The sequence below is a fragment of the Streptomyces sp. NPDC014006 genome (genome assembly GCF_043088925.1).
Lineage (GTDB): Bacteria > Actinomycetota > Actinomycetes > Streptomycetales > Streptomycetaceae > Streptomyces.
Genome location: NZ_JBICAJ010000003.1, coordinates 1 through 14898 on the forward strand (window position 1 = coordinate 1; position 14898 = coordinate 14898).

At 72.9% G+C, this 14898-nt stretch carries 13 protein-coding genes; 2 read left to right on the forward strand and 11 right to left on the reverse strand.

Annotation, left to right across the window (positions count from 1 at the left end; genetic code table 11):
* Positions 1-418 precede the first annotated feature (418 nt).
* The 6 genes from proC to ACF1GV_RS12165 form a co-directional block, all read right to left on the reverse strand.
* Positions 419-1231 (reverse strand): pyrroline-5-carboxylate reductase, encoded by an 813-nt coding sequence (proC, locus tag ACF1GV_RS12140; RefSeq protein WP_391679669.1) that lies wholly within the window; start codon positions 1229-1231, stop codon positions 419-421.
* Between the two features lie 123 nt (positions 1232-1354).
* Positions 1355-2131, reverse strand: coding sequence for an ABC transporter permease (locus ACF1GV_RS12145; RefSeq protein ID WP_391679670.1), 777 nt, complete (start codon positions 2129-2131; stop codon positions 1355-1357).
* Entirely contained in the window at positions 2128-2919 is a 792-nt protein-coding gene (locus ACF1GV_RS12150; RefSeq protein ID WP_391679672.1) for an ABC transporter ATP-binding protein, read from the reverse strand. The genes ACF1GV_RS12145 and ACF1GV_RS12150 overlap by 4 nt, the downstream gene beginning before the upstream one ends.
* 124 nt (positions 2920-3043) lie before the next feature.
* Positions 3044-3859: a class I SAM-dependent methyltransferase gene (locus ACF1GV_RS12155; RefSeq protein WP_391679674.1), complete on the reverse strand. Its 816-nt coding sequence runs from the start codon at positions 3857-3859 to the stop codon at positions 3044-3046.
* 73 nt (positions 3860-3932) lie between these two features.
* Positions 3933-4427, reverse strand: a complete 495-nt coding sequence (locus ACF1GV_RS12160; RefSeq protein ID WP_391679676.1) for an EamA/RhaT family transporter — start codon at positions 4425-4427, stop codon at positions 3933-3935.
* A gap of 79 nt (positions 4428-4506) precedes the next feature.
* Positions 4507-4818: an SH3 domain-containing protein gene (locus tag ACF1GV_RS12165; protein WP_391679678.1), complete on the reverse strand. Its 312-nt coding sequence runs from the start codon at positions 4816-4818 to the stop codon at positions 4507-4509.
* A gap of 178 nt (positions 4819-4996) precedes the next feature.
* Between ACF1GV_RS12165 and ACF1GV_RS12170 the strand changes: the two genes are divergently transcribed.
* Complete coding sequence (locus ACF1GV_RS12170) at positions 4997-7162, forward strand: PQQ-binding-like beta-propeller repeat protein (protein WP_391679680.1); 2166 nt, start codon at positions 4997-4999, stop codon at positions 7160-7162.
* A gap of 148 nt (positions 7163-7310) precedes the next feature.
* Here ACF1GV_RS12170 and ilvD read toward each other — a convergent pair whose 3' ends face one another.
* The 4 genes from ilvD to ACF1GV_RS12190 all read right to left on the reverse strand — a co-directional run bounded on the left by ilvD (position 7311) and on the right by ACF1GV_RS12190 (position 12026).
* Positions 7311-9164, reverse strand: coding sequence for a dihydroxy-acid dehydratase (gene ilvD / locus ACF1GV_RS12175; protein ID WP_391679681.1), 1854 nt, complete (start codon positions 9162-9164; stop codon positions 7311-7313).
* 126 nt (positions 9165-9290) lie between these two features.
* Positions 9291-9929: a TetR family transcriptional regulator gene (locus tag ACF1GV_RS12180; protein WP_391679683.1), complete on the reverse strand. Its 639-nt coding sequence runs from the start codon at positions 9927-9929 to the stop codon at positions 9291-9293.
* A complete protein-coding gene (locus tag ACF1GV_RS12185) occupies positions 9926-10750 on the reverse strand; it encodes a sugar phosphate isomerase/epimerase family protein (protein ID WP_391679685.1) in 825 nt (274 codons plus the stop codon). Before ACF1GV_RS12185 ends, ACF1GV_RS12180 begins: the two co-directional genes overlap by 4 nt.
* 343 nt (positions 10751-11093) lie before the next feature.
* Entirely contained in the window at positions 11094-12026 is a 933-nt protein-coding gene (locus ACF1GV_RS12190; protein ID WP_391679686.1) for a Ppx/GppA family phosphatase, read from the reverse strand.
* A gap of 83 nt (positions 12027-12109) precedes the next feature.
* Between ACF1GV_RS12190 and ACF1GV_RS12195 the strand changes: the two genes are divergently transcribed.
* The gene (locus ACF1GV_RS12195) at positions 12110-13012 is read left to right on the forward strand and encodes a hypothetical protein (protein WP_391679687.1); all 903 of its coding nucleotides are present in this window, start codon (positions 12110-12112) and stop codon (positions 13010-13012) included.
* A 68-nt stretch (positions 13013-13080) separates the two neighbouring features.
* Here ACF1GV_RS12195 and ACF1GV_RS12200 read toward each other — a convergent pair whose 3' ends face one another.
* Positions 13081-14805: a hypothetical protein gene (locus ACF1GV_RS12200; RefSeq protein WP_391679689.1), complete on the reverse strand. Its 1725-nt coding sequence runs from the start codon at positions 14803-14805 to the stop codon at positions 13081-13083.
* Positions 14806-14898 lie beyond the last annotated feature (93 nt).

A 14898-nucleotide genomic window follows, 5' to 3' on the forward strand; every position in this document is an offset into this window, starting at 1 on the left:
GGTGCTTTCCAGGTTCTCGCTCTCGCGTTTCCCTTTCCGGCGTTTCCGACTCTATCAGATCCTTTCGGCGTCTGACCCCCAGTCAGCGGGGTTTGCCTTCCCGGCCCTTGGGCCGTTCCGACGAGTGAGACTTTAGCGGATTCCCGGCTCCCGAGCTAATCGGGGCCCTGCGTCCTTTCGAACGTGGATTCCTCATTTCGCAAATGCGCGCGCCTACAACACGACAGCAGCGCAGTGAAACGACTGGCCGTCGAGAAGTGGGTGGTGCTTGCGGAATGGCTGTCCGGGGACCGACCGGAGTCGGCTCTCACGTCGGACAACTCGAAGAACCCTACGGATGCCACCGGGGTGTGTCAACTCCTGGCGGGACCACACCCCGGCGCGCCTGCTGGACCTGCGGCCCTGCCTGTCGGCGGGCTCAGTCCTTCGCGCCGGCGGCCAGCGCGCGGCTGCGGTCACGGGCGGCTTCCAGGGCGGCGATCAGGGCGGCCCGTACGCCGTGGTTCTCCAGCTCGCGGATGGCGTTGATGGTGGTGCCGGCCGGAGAGGTGACGTTCTCGCGCAGCTTGACCGGGTGCTCCCCGCTGTCGCGGAGCATGGTCGCGGCGCCGATCGCGGACTGCACGATCAGGTCGTGCGCCTTGTCGCGGGGCAGGCCGAGCAGGATGCCGGCGTCCGTCATCGCTTCGACCAGGTAGAAGAAGTACGCCGGGCCGGAGCCGGACAGGGCGGTGCAGGCGTCCTGCTGGGACTCGGGGACGCGGAGCGTCTTGCCGACGGCGCCGAAGATCTCCTCGGTGTGGGCCAGGTGCGCCGCGGTGGCGTGGCTGCCGGCGGAGATGACGGACATGGCCTCGTCGACGAGGGCGGGGGTGTTCGTCATGACGCGGACGACCGGGGTGCCGGCGGCGAGGCGCTCCTCGAGGAACGCGGTGGTGATGCCCGCGGCGCCGCTGATGACCAGGCGGTCGGCGGGGACGTGGGGGGCGAGTTCGTCGAGGAGGGTGCCCATGTCCTGCGGCTTGACCGTGAGGATCAGGGTGTCCGCGGTCTTGGCGGCCTCGGCGTTGGTGACCGGGGTGACGCCGTAGCGGGTGCGGAGTTCGTCGGCGCGTTCCTGGCGGCGGGCCGTGACGAGGAGGTCGGCCGGGTTCCAGCCGCTGCGGATCATTCCGCTGAGCAGGGCTTCGCCGATCTTGCCGGTGCCGAGAACTGCGACTTTCTGCGTCATGGCGGGGGGTGCCTCCGAAGGGTGCGTCGTCCTGGAGGCATCCTCGCACCCGGGGCGGGGGCGGGCCCGTGTTGTCCGGTGGGCGGAACGGGTGTGCGGGACGCCTCGGCGGTCGGCCGCGGGTCAGGCCGTACGGCGTCGGAGGGTGGCCGCGCCGAGGGCGAGGACGAGCAGCGCGCAGCCGGCCACGATGAGGACGTCGCGGACGAAGGTGGCGGTCATGTCGGTGTGGTGGAGGACCTCGTTCATGCCGTCGACGGCGTACGACATGGGCAGGACGTCGGAGATCGCCTCGAGGGCGGGGTGCATGTCGGACCTGGGCGTGAACAGGCCGCACAGGAGGAGCTGGGGGAAGATCACTGCCGGCATGAACTGGACCGCCTGGAATTCCGAGGCCGCGAAGGCCGAGACGAAGAGACCGAGGGCCGTGCCGAGGAGGGCGTCGAGCAGGGCGACCAGGAGGAGCAGCCAGGGGCTGCCGGTGACGTCCAGGCCGAGGACCCACAGCGCGAGGGCGGTGGCGAGGGCGGACTGGACGATCGCGACGGCGCCGAAGGCGAGGGCGTATCCGGCGATCAGGTCGCCCTTGCCGAGGGGCATGGCGAAGAGGCGTTCGAGGGTGCCCGAGGTGCGTTCGCGCAGGGTGGCGATGGAGGTCACCAGGAACATCGTGATCAGCGGGAAGATCCCGAGCAGGGACGCGCCGATGCTGTCGAAGGTGTGCGGGCTGCCGTCGAAGACGTAGCGCAGCAGGAAGAGCATCACGCAGGGGATGAGGAGCATCAGCGCGATGGTGCGCGGGTCGTGGGTGAGCTGGCGCAGGACCCGGGCGGCGGTGGCGGCGGTGCGGGCGGGGTGCAGGGCGCGGGTGGGGGCCGGTGCGGTCGGGTGGGTGCTCATCGGGTGGTCTCCTGGGCGCGGGCTGCGGCGTTGGCCTGGTCCACCAGGTGGAGGAAGGCGGCCTCGACGGTGTCGGCGCCGGTGCGGTCGCGCAGGGCGTCGGGGGTGTCCTCGGCGAGGATGCGGCCGTCGCGCATGAGCAGCAGGCGGTGGCAGCGTTCGGCCTCGTCCATGACGTGGGAGGAGACGAGGAGGGTGGCGCCGCGGTCGGTGAGTGTGTGGAAGAGGTTCCACAGGTCGCGGCGCAGGACGGGGTCGAGGCCGACGGTGGGTTCGTCGAGGACGAGCAGCTCGGGCGTGCCGAGCAGGGCGACGGCGAGGGAGACGCGGCTGCGCTGTCCGCCGGAGAGGTTGCCGGCGAGGGTGTCGGCGTGCCGGGTGAGGTCGACGTCGGTGAGGACGCGGTCGACGTCGGCGCGGCGGTCGGAGGTGGGCTGTGCGGGGTTGAGGACTGCGGCGAAGTAGTCGAGGTTCTGGCGGATCGACAGGTCGTCGTAGACGGACGCGGCCTGGGTGACGTAGCCGATGCGGGTGCGCAGGGCGGGGTGGCCGGCGGGGAGGCCGAGGACGTCGAGGGTGCCGGTGACCTTGGCCTGGGTGCCGACGATCGCGCGCAGGAGGGTGGACTTGCCGCAGCCGGAGGGGCCGAGCAGGCCGGTGATACGGCCGCGCGGGACGGAGAAGTCCAGCCCGTGCAGGACGGTGCGGGGGCCGCGGACGGCGGTGAGAGCGGTGGCGTGGATGGCCGGGCTGTCGGTGGGCGGTACGCCGGACGAGTAATTCATCATGTGATGAATACTGCGCCCGGCGCGGGGCGGCGTCAAGCGTCCGCGGGGCTCGCGGCCCTGCGGGCGCGGGGCTCGAGGGCGCGGGGCTCGAGGGCGCGGGGCTTGTGCCGGGGAGGGTGCCGGGTCATGCGGTGCGGGCCACGAGCAGCTCCACGTCGTACGTCTCTTCCACGACGCCGTCGGGGAAGACGGTCAGCAGGTGGGCGCGCTCGGCGGTGAGGAACGTCCGGGCGCTGTTCTCGCCGTGGACGAGGAAGACGGAGTGGCTGCCGATGTTGGCGAGGTGGGTGTCGACGGGGACGCGGCGGCTCCAGCGCACTCGGCGATGTGCGAAGCACAGGCGGCCGGTGGGGTCGGCGGCGGCCGGGTCGAAGGCGCCCTTCTTCACGTGGGCGTCGTCGATGCCGAAATGGCGGGCGATCCGGACCGACTGGTCGGCGATCCACGGCACGTCGGGGGCGCTGGTGTTCCACCACAGCGCGAGCGCGCCGCCCGGACGCAGCACACGCCGGGCCTCCGGGACCGCGCGGGCCGGGTCGGTCCAGTGCCAGGACTGGGCATAGGTGAGGAGGTCCATGGAGGCCGCGGCGAGCGGCAGGGCGTTGCCGTCGCCGCGGACGAGCGGCACCTCGGGCAGGCCGCGGTGCAGCTCCGCGGCCATGCCGGCGCCCGGTTCCACGGCGAGGACGTCGGCGCCGCGGCGGGTCAGGAGGTCGGTCGCGATACCGGTGCCCGCGCCCACGTCGGCGACGCGCGCGCCGGTGAGGGAACGGCCGGCGAGCTCTTCGACGGCGTCGAACAGGGCGTCGGGGTACGACGGGCGGTGGGCGGCGTACCGGGCCGCGGCGGCGTTGAAGGAGTGGGCGCGGGCCGCGTGAAGGTGAGCGAGGTCGCGGTGCTCCGGGGTCGGGACGCGGCTGGGTTCTGACGTGGCTGCCATGGGGCCATGGTGGCCGGGACGGTCGCCGGGAGCAGACGGTTTTCGCTCACCGCGCTCATCCCCACGACGGCTCCTAGGAACGCCGCTTCTTCTTGGTGGGGTTGCCCGAGCGCTTCACGGTGCGGCGTCGGTGCTGGTCGAGGGCTTCCTCGTAGTCGGCGCGGTGGAGCTTCTCGCCCGGGGCCTCGGTCAGGGAGCGGAAGAAGTAGGCGAGGAGCGAGCCGACGAAGCCGATGGCGAGCAGGCCGCGCAGGTTGGCCTGCCGTTCCGGGTCGGGGCGCGTGCCGAAGGAGTCCCAGGTGTGCCGGAAGGCGAGCGCGCTGCAGATCGCGAACATCGCGATGACGAGGACGGTGACGAAGCTGCCGGTGTCCGCGATCGCCAGTCCCTCGTAGGCGAAGCGCAGCACCAGGCAGGCGGCCGCCGCGGCGACGAGGGAGCCGACGGCGACACCGAAGCGCCGGGCGGTGTAGCCGCGCGAGTGGTCGACCCAGGTGGTGCCGAAGAATCGCAGGGGTTCCGGCCGGGGGCCGGTGGGGGTGTTCCGGGTGCCGTTGTCGTCGCTCACGCCCTCGATTATGGCGCTGTGCGCCCACCGCCCCCGGGCCGCGGCTCCTCGCCGGCGCCACGGGCCGGGGCGGCTTCGCTCAGGCGCAGCGTGGGGCCACGTAACCGTCGCTGCCCGTGTGCACGTACGCGTCGGAGACGAACTCGCCGTTGCCGATGTTGTCCCAGATGTTGGTCGTGCCGTAGTAGCCGGACACCGAGGTGCCCGGGGACTGGCAGTAGACCGGCACCTTGATGCCCTCCGGCAGGATCTTGACGATCGGGTAGCCGGTGCCGGGGCCGCTGCGCACGTTCAGACGGACGCCGGGCGCCACGTCGTAGGAGCGCAGCGCCGTCGCGGTCTGGGCCTGCAGTGCCTCACCTGCGGTTTCGTCGACATGGTCGACCGACATGATGACCTCCCCCGTTGCACCCCACGACAGACGTGGGGTCCCGTTGATTCCCTTGCGTCGCGCGGCGAAACACCTGTGCGCGACTCGCACGCAACGCTAGCAAGCCGCCTCTGTCCTGTTCGAGTCATCGACTAGGCTCCGTGCGTCGCGCGCGCGGACGAAGAGCACGGGGGGTTCCATGGCGCCACAGAGGAACACCGGGGCGGGCGCGGAAGCGGAACTTCCGGAATACGCCGGTCACTATCTGCTGGAGTCCCGTCTGGGCTCGGGCGGCATGGGCGTCGTGCACCTGGCCCGCAGTGCGTCGGGCATGCGGCTCGCGGTGAAGGTCGTGCACGCCGAGTTCGCCAGGGACCCCGAGTTCCGGGGCCGTTTCCGGCAGGAGATCGTGGCCGCGCGCCGGGTGAGCGGCGCCTTCACCGCGCCCGTCGTGGACGCCGATCCGGACGCCGACCGGCCCTGGATGGCCACGCTGTTCATCCCCGGTCCGACGCTGTCCGAGCACGTCAAGGACAACGGCCCGATGGCCACGGCGGAGTTGCGCCGGCTGATGGCGGGGCTCGCGGAGGCGCTGCGCGACATCCACCGGGTCGGGGTGGTGCACCGGGATCTGAAGCCGAGCAACGTGCTGCTCGCCGAAGACGGTCCGAAGGTCATCGACTTCGGCATCTCCCGGCCCAAGGACAGCGAACTGCGCACCGAGACCGGCAAGTTGATCGGCACACCGCCGTTCATGGCGCCCGAGCAGTTCCGGCGGCCCCGGCAGGTGGGGCCCGCGGCCGACATCTTCGCGCTCGGTTCCGTGATGGTGCACGCGGCGACCGGACGGGGTCCGTTCGACTCCGACAGTCCGTATGTCGTCGCCTACTCGGTCGTCCACGACGAACCGGATCTGACGGGCGTGCCCGGGAACCTGGCGCCGCTGGTGGGGCGTTGTCTGGCCAAGGAGCCGGAAGAGCGGCCGACACCGGACGAGCTGATGCGGGAGCTGCGCTCGGTGGCGGCCTCGTACGACACGCAGGCGTTCATACCGGCTCAGCGGACGGGGGCCCGGCTGACGGGGGACGGCCCACCGCCGTCCGCGCCGAAGGACGGCCCCGAAAGTGAAGAGGCGGGAGGTGGCGCAGGGGCACAGGAGGACGAGGCGGGAGCAGCGGGTGCGGGTGACCGTGCGCGCAGGCGTCGACGCGCGCGGATCGCCGTCGCCGTGGGGGCGGTGGCGCTGGTCGCGGGCGGCGCGTTCGCCGTCGTGCCGCTGATCGACGGCGGCGTCGCGGCGGGCGGTACGGCCGCGCGGTCCGCGCGGGACGGCTTCGCCGGGTGGGAGGCCGAGCCTGTGGCGGCAGATGGTGCCGCCGAGTGCGCCCCGGGCGCCGGCCGGTTGCTGTGTGCCCGGCCCGGTGTGGTCTTCGCGCTCGACCCCGAGGACGGGCGGCTGCTGTGGCAGCACCCTGCCGCGCAGGGGCGCTCCGCCGGCCCGCCGGCCGTGGCGGGCGGGTTCGTGTACGCCCCGGCGGACCAGGGGCGGCGGCTGGAGGCGCTCGACCCGGCCTCCGGCCAGGTGCGCAGGCGGCAGGACGTGCCCGCGTACGCCGGGTTCCGGGCCGTCGGCGACATGCTGCTGCTCACCGGTGCGCACGGCGTGGTGACGGGCGTCGACGCGGCGACGGGCGCCACGGTGTGGAGCCACCGGATCGCGGGGCAGGCCATGCCGTCCTTCGAGTCGTTCGCCGGGGACACCCTGGCGTTCGCGGCGAGCGTGTCCGGCGACGGGAAGCACACCCGCGTCACCGCCGTGGACCCGCGCACCGGTGACGTGCGCTGGCAGACCCGGCTGGACGGGATGCTGGACCTCTTCGGTGCGCAGGGCGGATCGGTGTATCTGCTCGCCCTGGACCGGACGTACGGCGAGGCGACCGCCGTCGTGCGCCACTCCCCTGCGACCGGGGCGACGCGCCGGGTCGCGCTGCCCGTCGCCCGGCAGGGGGCGCAGGCCGCCGTGCGGGGGGACGTCGTCTACCTCATGGGGGTCGGAGGGTCGCTGGACGCTGTCGACATGGGCGCGCGCAAGCGGCTGTGGTCGCTGGAGACGTCCGTGAGCCGCGCCTCGGCGCCGGCCGCAGACGGTGACCATGTGTACGTCACGGCGGCCGACGGACGGCTGCTCGGCGTCGACGCCCGCACGGGCGGCCTCGTCGGACAGACCCGCGCCCGGCTGGGCACCGGCGGCGACCGCATCGCCGCGAGCCTGCCCACGCCGGTGGTCGCCGGCGGCCGCGTGTACGCATCGGCGCCCGACGGCACGGTGTTCGCGGTGCCCGCGGGGGCGCCGGGCGGGTGGTAGGCCGCGGGGGCAGACAGGCGACGGGCCGCTTGAGGGGAGAGAGAAAGAGACAGGCGAGGGCCGCCCGGGGGGAGACAGGCGAGGGGCCGCCCCGCGAGGGAGCGGCCCTTCATCGTCGTACGACCTGGCCGGGGCGGCCGGGAGAGGGTCAGGCCAGCTTGGACACGTCCCGCACCGCGCCCTTGTCGGCGCTGGTGGCCATCGCGGCGTAGGCGCGCAGGGCGGCCGAGACCTTGCGTTCGCGGTTCTTCGGGCGGTAGGCGCCGTTCAGGGCCTGCTCGCGGCGGGCCAGCTCGGCGTCGTCGACCAGCAGCTCGATCGTGCGGTTCGGGATGTCGATGCGGATGCGGTCGCCGTCCTCGACGAGGGCGATGGTGCCGCCGGAGGCCGCCTCGGGGGACGCGTGGCCGATCGACAGGCCGGACGTGCCGCCGGAGAAGCGGCCGTCGGTGACCAGGGCGCACGCCTTGCCCAGGCCCCGGCCCTTCAGGTACGAGGTCGGGTAGAGCATCTCCTGCATGCCGGGGCCGCCCTTGGGGCCCTCGTAGCGGATGACGACGACGTCGCCCTCCTTGACCTGCTGGGTGAGGATCTTCTGGACGGCCTCCTCCTGCGACTCGCAGACCACCGCCGGACCCTCGAAGGTCCAGATCGACTCGTCGACGCCGGCCGTCTTCACCACGCAGCCGTCGACGGCGAGGTTGCCCTTGAGGACCGCGAGGCCGCCGTCCTTGGAGTAGGCGTGCTCGGCCGAGCGGATGCAGCCGCCCTCGGCGTCGGTGTCCAGTGCCTCCCAGCGCTCGGACTGGGAGAAGGCCTCGGCGGACCTCACGCACCCCGGCGCCGCGTGCCACAGCTCGACGGCCTCGGGGGACGGGGAGCCGCCGCGCACGTCCCAGGTCTTGAGCCAGTCGGCCAGGGACGGGCTGTGCACGGAGTGCACGTCCTCGTTGAGCAGACCGGCGCGGTGCAGCTCGCCGAGGAGGGCGGGGATGCCGCCGGCGCGGTGCACGTCCTCCATGTAGTACGTGCGGTCCTTGGCGACGTTGGGGGCCACCTTCGCCAGGCACGGCACCCGGCGGGAGACGGCGTCGATCTGCTCCAGGCCGAAGGGCACCTCCGCCTCCTGGGCGGCGGCCAGCAGGTGCAGGATCGTGTTGGTGGAGCCGCCCATCGCGATGTCGAGGGCCATGGCGTTCTCGAACGCCTGGATGGTGGCGATGCTGCGCGGCAGGACCGAGTCGTCGTCCTGCTCGTAGTAGCGGCGGACCAGGTCCATCACGGTGTGCGCGGCGTCGACGTACAGCTGCTTGCGCGCGGTGTGGGTGGCCAGGACCGAGCCGTTGCCGGGCAGGGAGAGGCCGATCGCCTCGGTCAGGCAGTTCATCGAGTTGGCGGTGAACATGCCGGAACAGGAGCCGCAGGTCGGACAGGCGTTCTCCTCGATACGGAGCATGTCCTCGTCGGAGATCTTGTCGTTCACCGCGTCGGACATCGCGTCGACCAGGTCGAGCGTGCGGACCGTGCCGTCGACGAGGGTGGCGCGGCCGGACTCCATCGGGCCGCCGGAGACGAAGACCGTCGGGATGTTCAGCCGCAGGGCCGCGTTCAGCATGCCCGGGGTGATCTTGTCGCAGTTGGAGATGCAGACCAGGGCGTCGGCGCAGTGCGCCTCGACCATGTACTCCACGCTGTCCGCGATCAGGTCGCGGGAGGGCAGGGAGTAGAGCATGCCGCCGTGGCCCATCGCGATGCCGTCGTCGACGGCGATCGTGTTGAACTCGCGCGGGATGCCTCCCGCCTCCTTGATCGCCTCGCTGACGATCCGGCCGACCGGGGCCAGGTGGGTGTGGCCGGGGACGAACTCGGTGAAACTGTTGGCGACCGCGATGACGGGCTTCCGGCCGATGTCCGCACCGGGTACACCGGAGGCGCGCATCAGGGCGCGGGCGCCCGCCATGTTGCGGCCGTGGGTGACTGTGCGGGACCTCAGCTCGGGCATCGTCGCTCGCTCCTTCTAAGACCTTCGGTCAGAGAATTCTGACTGCAGTCGAGCGTACGCCGGTCATCCAGGGACCGGGACAGGGTGTCCGGAATGCGGGACGGGTGTCTCGCCGTTCCGCGTCTCTCAGCCGCCCGTCAGGTGCGTCTGTACGACCGGGGCGAGGCGGGCGATGATCTGTTCGACGTCCACCGACGCCAGCGGCTCCACCTTGATCACGTACCGCAGCATCACCGTGCCGACCAGCTGGGCGGCCGCCAGTTCGGCGCGCAGCTCGGCGTCCGCGGTCCGCAGCTCTCCCGCGACCCGGCGCAGCAGCTGCGTGGAGACGAGCCGGCGCAGGGCGGCCGCGGCGGTCTCGTTGTTCACCGCCGAGCGGATGATCGCGAGCAGCGATGTCCGAGTGGCGGGGTTCTCCCAGAGGCCGAAGAGCAGGCGGGTCATGCGCTCGCCGACATCGGCGAGGGGACCGGCCAGGGCCGCGTCGCGCATCGTCAGGGCCGGTGCGAACGCGACCTCGATGGCCGCTTCGAAGATCTGTTCCTTGGTGCCGAAGTAGTGGTGGACGAGCGCCGAGTCGACACCGGCGGCCTTGGCGATGCCGCGCACGGACGTCTTCTCGTAGCCGCGCTCGGAGAACTCCTCGCGCGCCGCGGTCAGGATGCGGTCACGGGTGCCGGCCGACTCCGTGCTCGGTGGCCGCCCCCGGCGGCGGCCACCGGCGGGGGTGGCCGTCGTCGCCGGGGTGTCGCCACGGCTCGTCATCGCCGGGGCACCTTCACCGAGGACGCCAGGTGGAGGCGGGTGAAGGCCAGGGCCTCGGCGAGGTCGGCCTCGCGCTCCGCGCTGGACATGGCGCGGCGGGTGTTGACCTCGATGACCACATGACCGTCGAAGCCGTTCACGGCGAGCCGCTCGAGCACCTCCGCGCAGGGCTGCGTGCCGCGGCCGGGCACCAGGTGCTCGTCCTTGGCGGAGCCGCGGCCGTCGGCGAGGTGCACGTGGCCGAGGCGGTCGGCCATGCGGTCGATCATCTGGATCGCGTCGGTGCGGGCGGTCGCGGTGTGACTGAGATCGATCGTGAAGTGGCGGTAGTCGTCCTTCGTGACGTCCCAGTCGGGGGCGTACGCGAGCATCTCGCGGTCGCGGTAGCGCCACGGGTACATGTTCTCGACGGCGAACCGCACGTCCGTCTCGTTCGCCATGCGCCAGATTCCGTCCACGAAGTCCCGGGCGTACTGGCGCTGCCAGCGGAAGGGCGGGTGGACGACGACCGTGCTCGCGCCGAGCTTCTCGGCCGCCACCCGGGCGCGCTGCAGCTTGGTCCACGGGTCGGTGGACCACACCCGCTGCGTGATCAGCAGACAGGGGGCGTGTACGGCGAGGATCGGGATCCGGTGGTAGTCGCTGAGTCTGCGCAGCGCCTCGATGTCCTGGCTGACCGGGTCGGTCCACACCATGACCTCGACACCGTCGTAGCCGAGGCGCGCGGCGATCTCGAAGGCCGTGGCCGTCGACTCCGGATACACCGAGGCCGTCGACAGCGCGACCTTCGCATCCGGGATCCGTACGACTGGCTCTGCCATGGGGGACAGGTTACGGGGTGCGGCGTTGTGGACGCGGGGTGCGTAATCGCCGTTGTGGCGAGCGCCATACGCGGCTGCGGGCTGGGGGCGTGGGCGGCCGGGGGCTGTTCGCCGTTGCGGTGGTGGTGAGGACCATGCGAGCTGCGGGCTGCGCGGCCGGGGCGCATGTTCGCCGTTGTGGTGAGGACCACGCGCGGGTGCCGGCCGCGGGCAGCGCCGCCGGGGGGCGCCTGCTCGCCGTTTGTGGTGAGGACCACGCGCGTGTGCGGGCGGCGTTGTGGTTGACGGCGCCCGCGGCGGAGCCGTATGTCGGCACGGCCTCGCGCCCGTGCATGGGTGTGGGTTACGCCGATCCCATGTGGTCCAGGCGGCGCAGGATCACTCCCTCCCGCAGGGCCCACGGGCAGATTTCCAGGGCCTCCACCTCGAAGAGGTCCATCGCGCCCTCGGCGACCAGCGCGCCGGCGAGGAGCTGGCCCGCGCGGCCCTCGGAGACGCCGGGGAGCTCGGCGCGCTGGGCGGTGGTCATGTCGGCGAGCTTGGGGACCCACGCCTCCAGGCTCTCCCGCTTCAGCTCCCGCTGGGCGTACAGGCCCTCCGCGGAGCGGGCGGCGCCGGCGATGCGGGCCAGCTGCTTGAAGGTCTTGGAGGTGGCGACCACGTGGTCCGGGGCGCCGAAGCGGCTGAATTCGCCGACCGTGCGGGCGATCTGCGCGCGGACGTGGCGGCGCAGGGCGCGGACGTCCTCCGGGTCGGGCGGGTCGCCGGGCAGCCAGCCGGCGGTGAGGCGGCCGGCGCCCAGCGGCAGCGACACGGCCGTGTCCGGTTCCTCGTCCATGCCGTAGGCGATCTCCAGTGAGCCGCCGCCGATGTCGAGGACCAGCAGCTTCCCGGCGGACCAGCCGAACCAGCGACGGACGGCGAGGAAGGTGAGGCGGGCCTCCTCCTCACCGCTGAGCACCTGCAGCTCGACGCCGGTCTCCTCCCGCACGCGCGCGAGGACGTCGTCGGCGTTGCCGGCCTCGCGGACGGCGGACGTGGCGAATGGCACCAGGTCCTCCACACCCTTGTCCTCGGCGGCCTGGAGGGCGTCCTTGACGACGGTGACCAGTTTGTCTATGCCCTGGGAGTCTATGCAGCCCTCGTCGTCCAGGAGTTGGGCGAGCCGCAGCTCCGCCTTGTGCGAATGCGCGGGCAGTGGGCGTGCGCCGGGGTGCGCGTCCACCACCAGCAGATGCACCGTGTTCGATCCCACATCGAGGACACCGAGTCTCATGTAGGGAACGCTACTGCCAGCGGCACCGTGTTCGGCCCCCCGTGCGGTGCCGGGACGGGCGCCCGGCGACTTACCCTGGACGGGTGCCAAAGACGAAAAAGGCGAAGGACGAAAAACCGACCAAAACGGCGAAGGCCGAAAAGTCGACCAAAGCCTCCAAGGTTCCTTCGCAGGCGAAGGTGGTGAAGGCTGCGAAGAAGCCCAAGAAGGCCCTGCCGGGGCCTCAGGCGCCGGTGGCCGACGAGAAGGGACTCGACTTCCCGCGCGCGTGGGTGGAGTTCCCGGATCCGGCGGACGACGAGCAGGTCTTCCGGTGCGATCTGACATGGCTGACCTCCCGCTGGAACTGCATCTTCGGCAGCGGCTGCCAGGGCATCCAGGCGGGCCGCGCGGACGACGGGTGCTGCTCGCTGGGCGCGCACTTCTCCGACGAGGACGACGAGCAACGGGTCGCCGGGCATGTGGCGCGTCTCACGCCGGAGATCTGGCAGCACCATGCCGAGGGCACGAAGAACGGCTGGGTGTCCGAGGACGAGGACGGCGAGCGGCAGACCCGGCCCTTCCAGGGCTCCTGCATCTTCCAGAACCGGCCCGGCTTCGCCGGAGGCGCGGGCTGCTCGCTGCACATCCTGGCCCTGCGCGAGGGACGCGAGCCGCTGGAGACCAAGCCGGACGTGTGCTGGCAGCTGCCGATCCGGCGGACCTTCGACTGGATCGAGCGGCCCGACGACACGCGCGTGCTGCAGGTGTCGATCGGGGAGTACGACCGCCGGGGCTGGGGTCCGGGCGGCCATGACCTGCACTGGTGGTGCACGTCGGCGACCTCGGCGCACGGCGCGGGCGACCCGGTGTACGTCTCCTACCGGGCGGAGCTGACCGAGCTGATGGGCAAGGCCGGCTACGACCGGCTGGTCGAGCTGTGCGAGGAGCGGCTGGCATCCCGGCTGCCGCTGCTCGCCCCGCACCCGGCGGACCCGGCCGGCTGACCCGGCCCACGGGTGGGTTTCGGCGCCGTATGCGCAAGGCGTACGGCGCCGTATCGCGTCCGGTGTCACTACGTCGACGGGGTCGGGTCGCCGTTGTCGCCGGGCGGCGGGGTCGAGCTCCCGGGGCCGGTGGAGCCGCCCGGGTCGGACGGGGTGGTCTCGGTGGGCGTGGGGTCGGGCGACGACGGCGGGCTGCTCGGGGTGGGTGAGCCGCCGGGGTCCGAGGGGGCCGAGGTGGTGGGCGTCGGGTCGGGGCCGGACGGCGGCGGGTCCGTGGGGCTGCCCGTGCCCGGGTCGGAGGGGCTGGGCGCGCTGCCATAGCCGTCGATGGAGACGACGGTGCCGGCGGGCGCGATCGCCACCCGCGCGCTCCAGTGGCCGGACGGCTCGCGCAGGGGGTCGACGTGCACCTGGATCGTGAACGACTCGCCGGGCTGGAGGGTTCCCGAGGACTGGCTGAAGTAGAGCCAGGGGGCCATGGTGGTGGCCGACCAGCGCACGGGGCCCGAGCCGGTCGCGGTGAGGGTGATCAGCGTGGTGTCGCCCCGGCTTCCGGCGGTGACCTCCAGGTCCCCGCTCCGGGCGCCGGTTCCGGCGACGCTGACGACCTCGACGGAGACGTCGCCGTCGTCGCCCCGGCCGAACCGGGCGCCGGGCCGGGTGCTGGCGTTGCCCGCGTTCTCGTAGGCGCCGCTCGCCGTCTCGCCGTCGAGCATGCCCGCGTTGTGGTCCTGGCGGGCGGTGGCCGGGCCGCCGGCGGGGTCCTCGCCGACGGGTGCGCCGCGGTAGGCGGCCCACAGGGCGAGCACGGGGGCGGCGACCACGGTGGCGACGACGGTCGTGGTCACGGCACGCGCGCGCAGCCGGTCACGGCGGGCCGCGCGGTCTTTGGGGTCCAGGGGGAAACCGCGCCGGTCGAAGCGCGGCACGGCGAGGCCACGTGCGCGTGGGTGGTGGGCCAGGGCGACGTGCAGGGCCGCGCGGGGCGCCTCCAGTACGGGCAGCTCGGCGGGGGTGACGCTGGCGCCGGGCCAGCGGCCGGGGACCGCGCGTTCGGCGGTGCGACGGCAGCGGGGGCAGTCGTCGACGTGCCGGACCAGTTCGCGGCGCAGGGTGCTGCTCAGCACGAACCGGCCGTCGCCGGTGAGGCGGGCGACGCTCGAGCAGGTGCCGGTCTCCACGACGGCCAGCGCCGCGCGGGTGCGCTCCACCTCGCAGGCCGCGGCGGCGAGCAGGTCGCGGGCGGCGTCGAGATCCATGCCGAGCACGGCGGCGACCTCGTGGGCGGCCAGGTGGTGGCGCACGGCGAGTTCCAGGGCCTCGCGCTGCTCAGGTGTGGTGCCGGCGGCCTCCGGCCAGGCGAGCAGGCCCAGTTCGCGGCGCCGCCGCTCCTGCACCTGAGGGGCGACCGGCACGGCGGCCTCGGGCTCCTTGCCGGTGCCCGCGCGGCCCGCGGCGTGGGTGGCCTGACGTTTCTGCTTGGCCTCGGCGAGCTTGCGCAGGCACGCCCAGCGGGCCAACGCGTACAGCCAGGCCCTGCGGTCGCCGGCGGCCTCCGGCACGCGCGTGCCGCGCCGCTCGGCGAGGGTGAGCGCGTCGGCGAGGGCGGCGGTGGCCGAGTCGTGGTCGCACAGGACGGACAGGCAGTAGGTGAACAGCCCGTCGAGATACGGCTCGTAGCGCGCGGGCGGGCGCTGCGCCAGCGTGCGCGCCGCGGCGCGGTCGCGCGCCTCCCGGTGCGCCCGGTGTGCGCCGGTGGTGCGGGTCGAGGTCTCCGGAGTGCTGCTCGTCACCCGTGCGACCGTAGGCGGCATGAGCAGGCCTTCTCGGGCGCCTTGAGCACTTTTAATCCGTACGGGTGAAACGATCCCTCAATAGGGGACAGC